Raw genomic sequence first — 13,385 nt, 5'->3', positions numbered from 1 at the left:
TTTACGCAACGCACCGGCTGACGTAGTCTTTGCGCCGAAAAACACCGAGAGGAGAGACGATGAGCAAGGATTACGCCCCCAGAATGCACTCCGCAGAGCATATCCTGAACGGAACCATGGTTCGGGTCTTCGGCTGCGAGCGCTCATTCAGCGCGCATATCAACAAGAAAAAATCAAAGTGTGACTACCACTTTGCCCGTCCGCTCACGGACGCCGAAATTTCCGACATTGAGGCTCGCGTCAATGCCGTGATCGACGGCAAACTCGACGTGCGGGCCGAAATGATGCCCCGCAGCGAGGCTGAACGCACCTTCAACCTGTCCAGACTCCCCGAGGACGCTGGGGAAGCGCTACGCATCGTGCTGATCGGCGATTACGACGCCTGCCCGTGCATAGGCGAGCATGTCGACAACACGGCGGAAATCGGCGCGTTTCGCGTCATTTCCCACACTTTCGAAGATGGGGTGCTCCGCATCCGCTACAGGCTGGACGATCCCGCCTAGGCGCACGCATTCCACGCTTTCCGAAATCGCGACGACGGCCCCCACACCATGCAGGTGCGGGGGCCGTCGAACGTTTGCGGCCGGTGGACACGCATCGCATGCCCACCGGCCACCAATGGAACGCACGGAGGAAAAAGCGCGGCTCAGCCGCCGAAATATCCGGGGCTCAGTACTGAAAGCGCCTTGCTGTAATGGACGCGCAGATCCTCGAACTTACGCCCGATGGCGGTTTCGGTGCCGGTGATGTTCATGGGGCACTCGAAGCGCATCTTCTCCATCTGCATCTCGATTTCGCGCAGGGTGGAGCGGATGAGCTGCAGGGTGTCCTCGACGTCCGTCTTGCGTTTGTCGTCGGCGAAGATGTCGAAAAGCCGGGCCTTCCAGGAATTGAGTTCCATCTCCAAGCCCTTGCAGTAATGCTCGATGCGCTGCTTGCGCTGCGCCTCGGTGTCGCAGTTCTCGACAAGCGCACAGCTTGGGCAAGGTCCTGGATAATCCATGTTCGGCATGTCAGGCCTCCTTTAAGTTGTATTTGATACCGGGGACATATCAGACTGCCGGGAATATTATCATTCATACATGAATGAGTAAAGGGTATGCGAACTGTTCATTGACATCCAACACTGGAAACTCGTCCGTCACTTGCTGCAACGCAATCTTGAGTACCAACGAAATCATGCGAAAGACCTCCTACTTTCTGCGCCTGTGCTTCTGATCGAAGAGATTCTTGAGAAATGCGCTAACGATCAGGCCGGACAATCCGGTGACGATGGCCCCACCAAGGCTCAGGTAGAAAAGGTTCTGGGCATCCGGAAGGTCGCGCTTGATCTGATACTCGGTGAAGAAGAACAGGAGGAACAGCCCCAGTCCGATGAGTGAGCCTATGCTCGCGTAGGCCTTCTCGCGTTCGGTCAGCCGGGCTCCCAGCGGGTCCAGAGGGATGATGACGCCAAGGAGCAAACTCAATGCCCCGCAGACGAACATGGCCCAGGCCGCGCCAAGCAATGCGCACACCACGAAGGTGAACGCGTTCAACTCGAAGTCGACGACGGCAATGAAGGCGAACACGGCACCAGCGATCCAGAAAGCGAACCAGACGTAGCGATAGACGATACGGATCATGTTCTCGTTCGTTTCGGACATGACACCTCCATGCATTCGTCAGCGGCCAGAAGGCTTCAACTCAACGGCATGCATCATGATTTTTCTGGAACACCCCAATTTGTCATATCCTATTTGAAACGATGCGTCGATATGGCATGGCTTCATAGCTCGGCGCTGCATTGCTGTGGGACTGCATGCTCTCCGAAACTGCCGCCACTGGCCGCAAAAAGGGGACCGGCTGCACAAAGCCGTTGACAAGATTGGAGAAGGGGAGCATCAAGAACCCATCTTATTCTCAGGGCGGGGTGAAATTCCCCACCGGCGGTAACCCATTCTTTCGGGAAGCCCGCGAGCGCTTTTCCCATCGGGGGAAAAGGTCAGCAGATCTGGTGAAATGCCAGAGCCGACGGTCATAGTCCGGATGTAAGAGGATAAGACAGCCAATGCACCTGCCCCCTTGGCCCATCGGGTTCGGGGCTGTCCGCACCTGCGTACAGCTGTCTGTCTCATCGCCCTGATTCTGGTAATCCATAGTGATTTCAGGAGTATTGCCATGAATCAGAATTCCGTTTCTCTTTTCGGTACCCCCGCAGAGCGCGTGGAAAACGCGCTGGAAGCCCTTCGCCGTGGTCAGGGCGTTCTCGTTACTGACAACGAGGACCGCGAAAACGAAGGTGATCTCATCTTCGCCGCGCAGACCCTGACTCCGCCGCAGATGGCCATGCTCATCCGCCAGTGCAGCGGCATCGTCTGTCTCTGCCTGCCGGAGGACAAGGTCCGCGCACTGGGCCTGCCCATGATGGTGGAGCACAATCGCAGCCAGTACCAGACCGCCTTCACCGTCTCCATCGAGGCGGCGGAGGGTGTGACCACCGGCGTCTCCGCCGCTGACCGCGTAACCACCATCAAGGCAGCCATTGCCGACGACGCCACCCCCGCCAGCATCAACAGCCCCGGCCACGTCTTCCCGCTGCGCGCCCGTCAGGGCGGCGTGCTGGAGCGTGGCGGACACACTGAGGCCACCGTGGACCTCATGCGTCTTGCCGGTCTCAAGCCCTACGGCGTGCTGTGCGAAGTAACCAACGAGGACGGCACCATGGCCCGCCTGCCGGAGATCGTCGAGCTCGGCAAACGGCACGACATTCCCGTGCTCACCGTGCAGGACATCGTGACCTATCGCCTCGCCGCACAGCGCGAGGCCTGCTGATCAGCCGACACTGCGAGGTCCGCCGACCGCGCAATGCACCCTCGCCGCGTTGAGTCGATCAACACCGCGTGGGCATAGTGAACGCCCCGTACCGGGAACATTCCCGGTGCGGGGTTTTCTGTCGTTGAAGCGACGTGAGAATGAACGGAGAGGGGGAGAAGGCGAATCGGAATTCACACCCTAACGGCATGGTGAAGGGGGTAGCTCGAAGCAACGGAACGCCGCCGCCGTCAGCGAGCGCCCGATACGCCAAGGCGTAGCGCGCTGCCGGACGTCCGCAGCCAACCTGTCGAATCAGCCCCGATACCAATCGCAGGGCAGGGGGGCATGGCCGAACGCCGTGAACTTCCGGCGCAACGCCACGCAAGAAAGGCCTGCATCCGAACGTGGATGCAGGCCTTGCGATTTTCTCGTGGCTCTACGCGTGGTGGGCACTTGTGGGCCTGCCAACGCGCAGGCCCGACGCACTACGCGGTTAATTCTTCAAGCCGGGGAAGGTCACGGAAACGATTTCGTACTCGATCTTGCCGCGCGGGGCGTCGACAACGATCTCGTCTCCCTCTTCCTTGCCCAGAAGGGCACGGGCAACGGGAGAAAGCACGGAAATCTTTCCGTTCGCCGTATCGGTCTCGTCCGGACCGAGCAGGGTGTACTTGCGCACCTCGGCGGTATCCAGATCTTCGATCTCAACGGTGGCGCCGAAGGTGACGCGGGGACCATGCAACGTGTTTAAGTCGATGACGTTGAAACGAGGAATGCGCGACTCGATGTAATTGATACGCGCTTCGAGCATACCCTGGCGCTCGCGGGCGGCGTCGTATCCGGCGTTCTCACGCAGGTCGCCTTCCTCGCGAGCCTTGGCGATCGCATCGATCACCTCGGGCCGCTCCTTCTTGAGTTCCTCGAGTTCCTTTTTGACCCGCTCAAAACCTTCGACAGAAATCGGAATGGTGCTCATCATTAATCCTTAACTACTCTCACATCTGTATTTGCCAACAAAAAATGCAGCCTAGCCGTGGCTGGGCGGCACGATGAAGGACACGGCCAAGCCATGTCCGCCACCCGGTCAAGGCACAAAGGGCCTTCCCCATGCCTCTGCGGAACAACATGCGGAAGCTCTGTCCATAAAAACATGCTGGACCCGACATTCCGCTGGCCTTCCGGATACCTGCGGGGGCTTCATGCATGAACCTCGCAGTTTCCGGAGCTTTCCCAACAGTCCGCCAAATGTAAAAGAAATGCCCTTGCGCGCCAAAGCGTGCAAAGAACAATTTCTGTGGGGAGGATTTGTTAGGAAGGCTGACAAGACTTCTAACAGAATTTTCAGCGGGAGGCCAGCCTTTCCTGATGCCCGAAAATACAGGGATATGTGTTTTTCGAATTCGGAAGAGCGAAAGACCTTGTCCCATATGGAACGCGCAAGGGTTCATGTCGGTCGCACCCGGCACGTCTGCATACCCACGCATTGACAGCCGAAAGGGCATTCGGGGATAGTTGAGGCGACACCGCCCGGCACAGCCGCCAAACGGTGTTTTTGGCTCCCGCATCACATTTTCGAAGAACAGGGAAAATCATGGGCATCGCTTCGGATCTCGTTCTCATCATCGTCCTTTCGCTCATATGCGCCGTTTTTGCGCGCAAGCTGGGCCAGCCGCTCATTCTCGCCTACATTGTTGCGGGAATCCTGCTTGGCCCGCACACCGGCGGCGTAACCGTCTCGTCCGTCCACGAAATCGAACTGCTGGCCGAAATCGGCGTGGCACTCCTGCTGTTCGTGCTCGGCATCGAGTTCTCGTTCAAGGAATTGAAGCCGGTGAAGGGCATAGCCCTCATCGGAACGCCCATCCAGATACTTTTGACCATGGCCTTCGGGTATGGCGTTGGCCTGCATCTTGGCTGGGACTGGAATGCTTCTCTGTGGCTCGGCGCGGTCATGTCGCTATCGAGCACCATGGTCGTGCTGAAAACGCTGGAAAGTCAGGGCCTCATGGGCACACTGTCGAGCCGGGTCATGATCGGCATGCTCATTGTTCAGGACATGGCCATCGTCCCGCTGCTCATCGTGGTGCCGAAGATACAGACCATCGGGTCGGAGCTGGGCGCGCTGGTCTGGGCCTGCGCCAAGGCGGGCATATTCCTCGTCGCCATGGTCGCCCTCGGCAGGAAGATCATCCCGGCGGTCCTTGCCCGCATCGCCCGTTGCGGCTCGCGCGAGCTGTTTCTCCTGAGCACCTGCGCACTGGGGCTGGGCATCGGATACGCGACCTACCTGACCGGCCTGTCCTTCGCGTTCGGCGCTTTCGTGGCGGGCATGATTCTCAGCGAATCCGACTTCGCATACCAGACGCTCGGCAACATGCTGCCCCTGCGCGACCTCTTCGGCCTGCTGTTCTTCGCCTCCATCGGTATGCTGCTCGATCCGTCCGTGATCATCGACCACCCCGGCGAGGTGCTGACGCTTCTGGCCTTCCTCATGATCGGCAAGGGGGCGATCTTCGCCATCCTTTCGCGGATATTCCGCTACGGCAACGTTATTCCGCTGGCCACGGCGCTGACCATGTCCCAGATAGGCGAACTTTCGTTCCTGCTGGCGAGCGCGGGCGCGGCCTCCGGTGCGCTGGGACATCGGGAATATTCCCTCATCCTTACCACGGCGGTCTTGAGCATGATGCTTACGCCGTTGGCCGCACGGATCACCGGGCCGCTGTACGGCCTGCGCAAGCGGCTGGTGGGGCATGGCCCCCTGCAAACCAAGAACCTCCCGCCGAGTGACGCCATGCGCGACCACGTGGTCATCGTGGGCGGCGGAACCATTGGCGGCATGATCGCGGGCATCCTGCGGCGCTTCGGGCACCCCTTCGTCGTCATCGAGGACGACTACCGCGCCATGGAAAAGCTCAGCAAGGCCGGAATGCCCGTGATCTTCGGCGATGCGGGCAACGATGTGGTGCTGGAGGCGGCGCATGTGGCGCAGGCCAGAATCATGCTCGTCACGCCACCGGCCTACGCGGTCGTCCAGATGGTCACGAAGATGGCTCGCAAGGCCGCACCGGAACTGGTCGTCATCGGGCGCGCGCACACGGGCGAGGAAATGCGGGCACTGGCGCAGGATGGGGCCGACATTGTCGTTGAGCCGGGCCTTGAAGCCAGTCTCGAATTCATCCGCCAGACACTGTCGCGCCTTGGCGTATCGGCTGCGGACATCATGCGCTTCGCGGATGAGGTACACCGCGATCTGTATGCCCCGTTCCATGAGGAAATGTCCGCCAACGGCGTCGGCGGGGCGCTTCGAATCTCCCAGCGCCTGTTCGATCTGCACTGGATAGAGCTGCCAGCAGGCTCCCCACTTGGAGACAGAGCCATTCGCGATACGGAAATCCGCACCCGCACAGGCGCATCCGTCGTGGCCATCCTCCGGGGCGAAAACGTGGACGTCAATCCCGGACCGGAGAAGACGCTGCGGGCAGGGGACCTACTCGGTGTCATCGGCATGGCGGAGCAGGTGGACGCCCTGCGCACCCTCATGGCAGCCAGCGAAGGCTAGGCATCCCCCACACCCCAGCCATCATGAAAGATTGAAAGGCCGAGGTCACATCGGGTTCATCCGAAGTGGCCTCGGCCTTTTCTTGCATTCGCGAGAATGGCGAACGTCATTTCCGAAAGGGCAGGGGGCCTCACGTCATCGACACCCCAACCAGCGCCCATCCGGCAGGCGCACGCCTTGCGGCGTGGCATCCATGCAATACACCCACGCGGCGGCACACTCCGCCCCGACCATCACCGACACCAGCACGCGCCGATACAGCCCGCTCCCGTCCGGGACGAATTCCTCAAGCTCGTCGATGGGCGGCATGTCGCGCGAGGGCGTGGCGAATTCGACCAACTCGCCATGCACGATATCCCAATCGCCCTCCGGCCGCTGTGGCCAGTCACATCCCACCTCGGCCTGCCGCTGCGCGTCCGCGACAGGGTCGAGCGTCCCTGTCGCCATGATCGACTGCTGCGGAATCAACAGGGCGGGGTAGCCCGCTGGCAAATCGAAAAGCCTGCCCCAAATGGCGGCCTCCCGAAATCCCACGCCACCGCCACAGAATCGCGCATGGTTCCTCTCGCCGCGCATCAGCGTTCCATAAACGAACAGCCTAAACGGCTCCATCCGGTCAGTCATCGTTTCTCCATTGCCTCGTTGTTGAGGCGAAAGCATGTTCGGTCATGTGACGGATCAACTCGAAAACGTGTTCATATCAGAAGTAGCGTACGCATATTCATGTTATGTTTGACATCGATGCCCATATGTTCGAAATTTTGCTGTTTTGAAATTCATCTACACTCAGAAGAATATAGCAAAACAATAAGCGCCACATATTGATGATGCATCGATGACAAAAATAATGCAATCAAACGCGGCATCAGGTTGTATGATACATACCACACACTTGCGCTGTCTACACTTTTTGCATTGATATGTGAGAGGCCACAATAGACGACGCTGACATATCTTTTAGCAATATCCTCATTGTAATGTGCGAGCACATTGTTGCATGTCTACTGGTTATATATGCAAAGCATTTCATCAGACCGGATTTGGAGTTCAAATGATTCGACAGCACATGATTGTTACCTTGGCTTTCGCACTCATCATGACGGCCGGATTCCCGGCACAAGCGAAAAGCGGCGACCTCCTCGGCTTTCAGGATGAGTACACGCAACAGGACTATCAGGATGACCTCGAAGCCTACTTCGGGCGACTGGCCATTCATGACGAAGTCTTCGTGACCGACATGTTGAACACCGCCCCGCCCATGCCGCCGTGTGGCGAAACCGCAGGCGCCACCCTCGCAGCTGGCTTTTGTGCAGGCGGCGATGCCATGTTCAGCGTCAACAACGGATCAGCAACCATCCTGGCCGAAACGCCAAGCGCCTTTGGCATCGGAGTATTTGGCGATAGGGCCTTGACCTTTGGTCAGGCGGTCATCAACGGCGGAGTCGCCGTCAACAACGGTTCACTCTACACGTATTCGGGTGTGAGCGAGCTTGATGGCATCGGCACCGGCAACCCCAAGGCCATCTCCTACGGCATGTGGGTCACACGCTCCGGCCTCACGCCATTCAGTGACGGCCCTGAAGCGCCGTTGCCGGGTTATTCCGAATGCGTGGCCGTCAACAACGGCACCATTGCCGTTTCCACCAAACTTTCGGACTATGCGGCAGCCACATCGTTCAAAGCGCAATCCCTCGCCGCAGGCATCGGGTGTGGCGAGGACAGTCACTGCTTCAACTCCGGCCAAATCTTGGTTGATGCGGCAGGTGGTTTGCAGGGCGATACGCATACTGGAACAGCTCCCACAGTCGTTATTGCCACTGGCATCTACGGAAACCGAAGGGTGCTGTGCAGTAACACCGGGACCATCGCTGTTACGGCCCATGGCGACAACGCACAGACTCCAGCCACATCCGTGCCGGATACGGGCGGATCTATGATGCTGACCTCCGCCACGGGCATCGCTGTCATCACAGATAGCACCATCAACAATTCCGGAATGTTGACGTCAACGGCATACGCCGGAACAACTGAAAGTTCTCTGAATGCTCAGGCCTTCGGCATTGAGGCTGGCTCTGGCTCGACAATAGTGAACAGCGGAACCATCAATGCCTCCGCCGTCTCGGCAATCGGACATGCCAAAGCCTACGGCATCATGGGCGGAAACAATTGCACCCTGCATTCCACAGGTTTTATCAACGCCTCCGCCTCCACCGACACCGGAACGACGACAGCCTACGACGTCTACGCCACTGACGGCACCTTCGCGGTTAGGGAATACGCCATCCTCCTTGCGCACGACCCCGATGCCTTCATCGGCAGGTGGAGACACGGGAGCACCGGCACCTTCGACCTCGCCGACTCCACGCTGCATGTCCACGTGAGCCCGCAGACACTTCTAAACACGCCGTACAAGGTGGACGAGTTCGTCGCGGGCGAGGCCAACGCCTTCGAAAGCATCGTCTGCGACACCCCGGCGGATGTGGACCTCGAAGTGATCGGTGCAAACGAAGCCGTGCGGCTGAACTACAATCCGAAATCCGCTCCGGCGCTCAAGGCCGTCGAAAGCTCCAACATGATCGTGAGCAAGTGCGTAGACATCTCCGATCAGGCTCTCGTCAACGCCGCGTTCAGAATAGGCGACTTCTACGCGCAAAACGATGCGGAAGGGACCATGCTGGCCTCCGCGGGAGGGGTCGTCCCCGGCGAACGACATGGCGCGCTCGACACCGACGACAAGTCCCATTCCGTCTTCCTCATGCCCTACGTGATCCGCACCGACGACGATGACTATACCGGCACGGCTCGTGGCATTTCCGCAGGCTATAACCGCGCCGTGAGTAGCGACGACGTCGTCGGCTTCCATGTCGGCGTGGGCAGCGGCGACATCAACTTCGCCTCGCTCGCCAATCAGGACCGCAAGGTCGACATCTCCAATTTCTCGCTGGGCGTTCAGGGTCTGCACCGCTTCTCGCAGAGCCTCGCCCTTCGCGCCTCGTCCACACTGTTCATCTCGCAGAACGAATTCCGCGACGACGCCCCCGCAAACCGGGAGCACGCCACCTACGGCAGCCGTGGAGCCTCGACCATGCTGACCGGAAGCTACGAATGCAGGCCCACCGAGCACACGCTTCTGGCCCCGGAACTCAGCCTGCGGCACGAATGGATTCATCAGGACGGCTTCACGACTTCCAACGTCGCTGGTCCGTCCACCACCTACGGCGATGTTGACGAGAACGAGCTTTACGCCACGGCAAGCCTTCGTCTGATGCGACGTCTGGCCTTCGGCGACGTCTCGATTCTGCCCAGCCTGCGCATCTTCGCTGATCAGGTCCTAACGGACGGAGAGACTGCAAGCTACATGGAACTGCTCGGCTCCCGCAAGGACATGACGGACACCAATGACGATATGAGCTTTGGCGCGCAGGCCAGCTGCACCGTCACCAACGGCGACACATCCCTCGAACTCGGCTATTCCAGAGAGGAAAATGGGGATCGTATCCAGCAGAGCGGATGGCTACAAGTGCAGGTGAACTTCTAGCTGACCCCAACGGTTTTCGCTTCCGTCTGAACGCTGGACGCGAAAGCTTTCATCTCTCACACGGACAACACAAGGCCCGTCATGTTCGGCGTATTTCGCCGTTCATGACGGGCCTTCTTCTTGCTTTTCCGTACGGAGCGAACGCGTCCCGCCCGTTCGTCAGCCCTGTGCTCGCGGTGCGCGCTCCGGCGCAAAGATCAGAAGCGTCCATCCCGCATCGGGGTTGAAAGCCAGCTCCCGTGAGTACAGCCGGAATTGTCCGCTGGGCGAGACGCCGCCAAGCAGAAACCAATCACGTCCCGCAACCCCGAGGCTCTCGGAAAGCAGCGCAAAATCGTCCTTCTGCCGCAGGCCGACGGCACGGATTGTCCATCCGGCATCAAGGTACTGGTGCAGGGCTTCGAATGTTGCCCGTTCGTCAAAGGCGGTGTGTCCGCGCTGCTGCACCGGCACGCGGTGCAGTTCCGGGCCGATTTCCTGATGGATGGCCAACTGGAAGGTCCGGTGCAGGCCAAAGCCGCGCCCGCGAGCCTTGCAGACCAGCGCGTTGTAGAAATCGTTGTCGGTGGCGCAGAGCAGGTAGCTCAGGTGCTGCGTTTCAAGGGAGTGCTCGGCGTGTTCGGAAAGCACTTCGCCGAAATAGACCTCCACGCCGTCCACGCGGGCGGCCATGAGCCGGGGTAACGCGCCATCGGCCAGCATGACGTTGATGCCAAGATCGTGAAGGGCGCTCGCAAGGGCCCTGGCCCAAGGCGAAGCCCCCACGATGAGTAGGCCGTTCTGCGCCGCCGCGGCAAGGCCGAGGCGTCTGGCCAGACCGCCAATGGTCAGCCCATGCAGCAGCACCGTGGAAATGATGACCAGAAACATGATGGGCAACAGCCGTTGCGCGTCGGGAAACCCCGCAGCCACGAGTTCCGGCCCGAGGATGCCCGCCGTTGCGGCGGCGACGATGCCGCGTGGGGCAACCCATGCGAGCAGCAGCTTGTCCTCGCGCTGGATGGGTGCGCCAATGGTCGCCAGAGCGATGGAGGCGGGACGCACGATCAGGAGAATCGCCAGCACAAAGAGCACACTGCGCCAGTCGAGCATTTGCAGATGCCGAACTTCGAGCTGCGAAGGGATGACGATGAACAGGATGGCCAGCAGGATGACGGTGAGGTTTTCCTTGAAACGCTGCAAGGCGTTACGCTCGACAAGCCGCACGTTGCCGATGACGAGGCCCATGACCGTCACGCTCAGAAGTCCGGCTTCGTGCTGGAACATGTTGCTGATCGCATAGACGAGCAGAACAAGCAGCATGAGTGCCGGGGGCTTCAGATGCTCCGGCACCAGCCCGCGTCGGTAGAGTCCGGCGATGAGCCACCCGCCCAGACCGCCAAGCACCGCCGCAACGACAAGCGCCACGCCGATGCGGACGAGCGTGTCGCCCCATCCGCCGCCGACGGTGGTGAAATACTGGAAGGTGAGCACCGCAAACAGCACGCCGATGGGGTCGTTGACGATGCTTTCCCATTTCAGGAGGAGCGTGGATTTTTTGCGCAACCGACTCTGGCGTAGGAGCGGCTGGATGACGGTAGGCCCGGTGACGACGAGAATGGCCCCCAGCACACAGGCCACGGGCCAGCTCAATCCCGCCACATGGCGCGCCGCAAGCGCGCCGAACAGCCATGCCAGCGGAGGGCAGAGGACGGTAAGGCGGCCAATGCCCCGGCCGACGCGCCGAAACTCGCCGAACTTCAGGTCCATGCCGCCTTCGAAGAGAATGATGGCCACGCCAAGCCCGATCAGATCGGTCAGCTCACGCTGGGGAAGGTCGATCCTGATTATCCCGGCGACTGGGCCAAGCGTCAGCCCCGCGCCAATCATGATGACGATGGCCGGAATTCGGATGCGCCATGCCACCCACTGGCTCGCCATTCCGGCGGCGAGAATGATCAGGAGAAGCGTTGCGCCGTGCATGGTCGAGTTGCTCCCGTCCCTTCGCTTTCCAATCCGACATTCGGACCACCGGCAGAATGTATCCCAAAAGGCGCTTGGCGGCCACGAGCTTTGCGTCAATGACGGAAAGGAAGCGCCGGATGCGGAAACGTTGGAAAAAGTCGCACCCGCTCAGCCGCCGGGGAAGAGGTCGTCATCCAGGAAGAGGGTGTCCTCCCTCTTCGATGCCGCCGGAGTTACGCATCAGGGCGCGCAAAAGGGCAGACCAACGGCGACGTCATTTTCCGGCGATGTCGCAGCCGCCAAACGGGCAAACATGGCAGTCCCGCTCGTCGCACAGTTCCGTCCGCACAAGGATATCCGAAACATGGGGAATTCGCTTGCGGATTTCGCTTTCGATGAGGTGCGTGTTGATCTGGGCCTCTTCGAAGGAGAGCTTCCTCGGCAAGACAAGATGCATGTCTACGTGAATGCTGCGCCCGGATCGCCACGCCCGCACATTGTGCACGGACAGCCACTCGGGGCGTCGGATGTCGGCAAGTATCGCGTACAGTTCCTCGACGAGCCCGGCGTCCTTTTCGTCCATAAGGCCTCTTATGGATTGGCGGACCAGGTCGTATCCTGTACGCGAAATATGCAGGGCAAGGACGCAGGCGATGGCACCGTCAATCCAGAAGTATCCCGTCACACGCACGACAATCAGACCCGCGATGACTCCGGCCGTCGTGTAGACGTCCGTTATGAGATGTTTCCCGTCCGCGGTGAGCGTCATTGTGGCCGTACGCTTGCCAACGCGGATGAGATACAGGCCAACGGCGAGGTTCAGCAGCGATGCGAATGCGGAAATCGCCATGGCGACATCGAGCTTCGGCAGAGGCTGTGGGTGCAGGACCTTGGGGACGGACGTCGCGACGATGCCCGCCGCAGCCAAAAGGATCAGCGCGCCCTCAAAAAGGACAGAGAAATACTCGATCTTTCCGTGTCCATAGGGATGGTTCTCGTCGGGCGGCGTCAGCGACACATGGACACTCCACATGGCAAAGGCGCTCGCCACCACGTTGATGATGGACTCCAGCGCATCGGAAAGGAGCGCGGCGGAGCCGGAAAGCGCATATGCGGCGAACTTGAAGAGCAGGATACAGACTCCCGCCACAAAGGAAACCGTGATGGCCCTGAATTGCGTCGTCAACGCGTCATTCTCCGAACCGTATCCGAATGGCGACGAACATCGCCATTTCGCATGTTGAACATCTGTTTCCAATGGCATCATGAAACACACTTCGGGAAGCCGCAAATCCATTGCGCATCCTGCGTTGCATGGTACCGGAAGGCGGAATGTGACACAAAGGATATCCCGCCCTAAACGCCAGAAACACGAGAACGCGGCAGACGCAGAGACACATAAAGACTCTCGCCGATCACGCCACGATCATGCATTCAAGGATTCGGAATAGGGCATGTCGCCAAGCACATCCGCAACCTCGCACGTACGACAACCGCATCAATACACTCAAAAAAAGCCGCAGTGCAACATTTTTGCATTGCAGT

Annotated in this window: 10 protein-coding genes and 1 riboswitch; of the genes, 4 read left to right on the top strand and 6 right to left on the bottom strand. The window is 59.8% G+C overall.

Features of this window, described 5'->3' with window-relative positions:
* The first annotated feature begins 59 nt into the window (after positions 1–59).
* Positions 60–503, top strand: a complete 444-nt coding sequence (locus GGQ74_RS02495; RefSeq protein ID WP_167939953.1) for an alanyl-tRNA editing protein — start codon at positions 60–62, stop codon at positions 501–503.
* A gap of 143 nt (positions 504–646) precedes the next feature.
* Here GGQ74_RS02495 and GGQ74_RS02490 read toward each other — a convergent pair whose 3' ends face one another.
* Entirely contained in the window at positions 647–1,012 is a 366-nt protein-coding gene (locus GGQ74_RS02490) for a hypothetical protein (RefSeq protein ID WP_167939952.1), read from the bottom strand.
* Between the two features lie 181 nt (positions 1,013–1,193).
* Positions 1,194–1,646 (bottom strand): hypothetical protein, encoded by a 453-nt coding sequence (locus GGQ74_RS02485; RefSeq protein WP_167939951.1) that lies wholly within the window; start codon positions 1,644–1,646, stop codon positions 1,194–1,196.
* Positions 1,647–1,894: 248 nt separating this feature from the next.
* A riboswitch (FMN riboswitch) is annotated at positions 1,895–2,044 on the top strand.
* A gap of 116 nt (positions 2,045–2,160) precedes the next feature.
* Between GGQ74_RS02485 and ribB the strand changes: the two genes are divergently transcribed.
* Positions 2,161–2,814 (top strand): 3,4-dihydroxy-2-butanone-4-phosphate synthase, encoded by a 654-nt coding sequence (gene ribB / locus GGQ74_RS02480; protein ID WP_167939950.1) that lies wholly within the window; start codon positions 2,161–2,163, stop codon positions 2,812–2,814.
* Positions 2,815–3,289: 475 nt separating this feature from the next.
* Here ribB and greA read toward each other — a convergent pair whose 3' ends face one another.
* Positions 3,290–3,772 carry a transcription elongation factor GreA gene (gene greA, locus GGQ74_RS02475; RefSeq protein ID WP_167939949.1) on the bottom strand — a complete coding sequence of 161 codons (483 nt, stop codon included), beginning with the start codon at positions 3,770–3,772 and terminating at the stop codon, positions 3,290–3,292.
* A gap of 615 nt (positions 3,773–4,387) precedes the next feature.
* Between greA and GGQ74_RS02470 the strand changes: the two genes are divergently transcribed.
* Positions 4,388–6,358 (top strand): monovalent cation:proton antiporter family protein, encoded by a 1,971-nt coding sequence (locus GGQ74_RS02470; RefSeq protein WP_167939948.1) that lies wholly within the window; start codon positions 4,388–4,390, stop codon positions 6,356–6,358.
* Positions 6,359–6,493: 135 nt separating this feature from the next.
* On the opposite strand, the gene GGQ74_RS02465 is transcribed toward GGQ74_RS02470, so the two are convergent.
* Positions 6,494–6,982, bottom strand: a complete 489-nt coding sequence (locus GGQ74_RS02465) for a gamma-glutamylcyclotransferase family protein (protein ID WP_167939947.1) — start codon at positions 6,980–6,982, stop codon at positions 6,494–6,496.
* 427 nt (positions 6,983–7,409) lie between these two features.
* Between GGQ74_RS02465 and GGQ74_RS02460 the strand changes: the two genes are divergently transcribed.
* Positions 7,410–9,896 carry an autotransporter outer membrane beta-barrel domain-containing protein gene (locus GGQ74_RS02460; protein WP_167939946.1) on the top strand — a complete coding sequence of 829 codons (2,487 nt, stop codon included), beginning with the start codon at positions 7,410–7,412 and terminating at the stop codon, positions 9,894–9,896.
* 159 nt (positions 9,897–10,055) lie between these two features.
* On the opposite strand, the gene GGQ74_RS02455 is transcribed toward GGQ74_RS02460, so the two are convergent.
* Entirely contained in the window at positions 10,056–11,858 is a 1,803-nt protein-coding gene (locus GGQ74_RS02455) for a cation:proton antiporter (protein WP_167939945.1), read from the bottom strand.
* 256 nt (positions 11,859–12,114) lie between these two features.
* Positions 12,115–13,026, bottom strand: a complete 912-nt coding sequence (locus GGQ74_RS02450) for a cation diffusion facilitator family transporter (protein WP_245168097.1) — start codon at positions 13,024–13,026, stop codon at positions 12,115–12,117.
* Positions 13,027–13,385: the final 359 nt, after the last annotated feature.

The organism is Desulfobaculum xiamenense (assembly GCF_011927665.1).
Classification (GTDB): Bacteria; Desulfobacterota; Desulfovibrionia; order Desulfovibrionales; family Desulfovibrionaceae; genus Desulfobaculum; species Desulfobaculum xiamenense.
This window is presented reverse-complemented; position numbering and strand designations above follow the sequence as displayed.

Bases quoted from the DNA above. Each gene is read 5' to 3' on its own strand.
- GGQ74_RS02470 (WP_167939948.1), top strand. From the start codon at position 4,388: ATGGGCATCGCTTCGGATCTCGTTCTCATCATCGTCCTTTCGCTCATA.
- greA (WP_167939949.1), bottom strand. From the start codon at position 3,772: ATGAGCACCATTCCGATTTCTGTCGAAGGTTTTGAGCGGGTCAAAAAG.
- GGQ74_RS02455 (WP_167939945.1), bottom strand. From the start codon at position 11,858: ATGCACGGCGCAACGCTTCTCCTGATCATTCTCGCCGCCGGAATGGCG.
- GGQ74_RS02495 (WP_167939953.1), top strand. From the start codon at position 60: ATGAGCAAGGATTACGCCCCCAGAATGCACTCCGCAGAGCATATCCTG.
- GGQ74_RS02465 (WP_167939947.1), bottom strand. From the start codon at position 6,982: ATGACTGACCGGATGGAGCCGTTTAGGCTGTTCGTTTATGGAACGCTG.
- GGQ74_RS02460 (WP_167939946.1), top strand. From the start codon at position 7,410: ATGATTCGACAGCACATGATTGTTACCTTGGCTTTCGCACTCATCATG.
- ribB (WP_167939950.1), top strand. From the start codon at position 2,161: ATGAATCAGAATTCCGTTTCTCTTTTCGGTACCCCCGCAGAGCGCGTG.
- GGQ74_RS02485 (WP_167939951.1), bottom strand. From the start codon at position 1,646: ATGTCCGAAACGAACGAGAACATGATCCGTATCGTCTATCGCTACGTC.
- GGQ74_RS02490 (WP_167939952.1), bottom strand. From the start codon at position 1,012: ATGCCGAACATGGATTATCCAGGACCTTGCCCAAGCTGTGCGCTTGTC.